Origin of the sequence: Xanthovirga aplysinae, from assembly GCF_009711365.1 — a bacterium.
GTDB lineage: Bacteria > Bacteroidota > Bacteroidia > Cytophagales > Cyclobacteriaceae > Xanthovirga > Xanthovirga aplysinae.
In genome coordinates, this window is record NZ_SMMB01000297.1 from 1 (window position 1) to 1,028 (window position 1,028).

A 1,028-nucleotide genomic window follows, 5' to 3' on the forward strand; every position below is an offset into this window, starting at 1 on the left:
CAAATCTTGATAAACCTCATTTGACAATTCATATTCCCATCCATTTGGAAGTTTCTTGTCAAGAGTTGAGGAAAAACTTCCTTCTGTGGTCGAGCCGATTCTTGTAAAATTAGAGTTTGCTAAAGAGCCCAGAACAAGAACTTCTGATGCACTAGCAGTTAAATGGCTTGTTAATAAATAAACATTTCCTGTAAAATTTTGCTCGGATGGAATGATTCTAATTTCTTGCTTATTTGCAAATCCATTTTCTATTTTTGCCTTTTTTGTGAATGCAAGCTTTTCTCTATTGGAAAAATGGTTTAAAATAGCAATTGCAACTCCATCTTTACCACCCCGATTAAAGCGTACGTCCAAAATAAAAGCCTTAGCATTTTCTAATTCTTTGAGTATTAGGTTTAAGATTGAATTGACTCCATCAACTTCATCCTGCCTTTGAATTTCATCCTTTCTTTTCTCAGCTATTTCCCAATATTGACCGTAAAAGCTTCTTAAGTCTAAGTCTTTTGGCATGTTATAGTCAGCTAACGTTAGCATCAAATTGATTTGGATATACCCTATTTGATCTTGGATTAGGCCATATCGAATCATTCCAGCATTGTAATTGTGTAAGTTATCCACATAAAGTTCAGCAATTTCTTTATTCAATTGGAATTCGTCCAACTTAGTATATTTATAATTCTTTTCTTTTGCTTTATTTTCATAATCTTTTTTAATGCTTTCTGGGACCGGCATTTTTACATGTCCGTCATTCAATAATGATATCATTTCTTGAAAAACATCATACAATTCTGAGCTAGAGGTATTTTCTGAAATTTTTGGTTCATACTTTTCATAAACCTTGTCCCAATCAACATTTTTAATTTCAAATGAAGCATAGTGCTCCTTAAAAGTTTTCCAAAATGTTAAAAAGTTAAGTTTAGGGTTCTCTTTATACTCAATATTTGAATTACATAATTCAGGTAATCCATCCAATCTTGTAAAAAGCCAATTATCAATTCCGTGTTGGATTATCAGTGTATCTTTTGAGT

General features: G+C 31.9%; 1 protein-coding gene. It reads right to left on the reverse strand.

All coding sequences use genetic code 11. The features are described 5' to 3' along the window. On the reverse strand, window positions 1–1,028 hold a 1,028-nt coding region (locus tag E1171_RS00830), incomplete at both ends, for a S41 family peptidase (protein WP_155203161.1).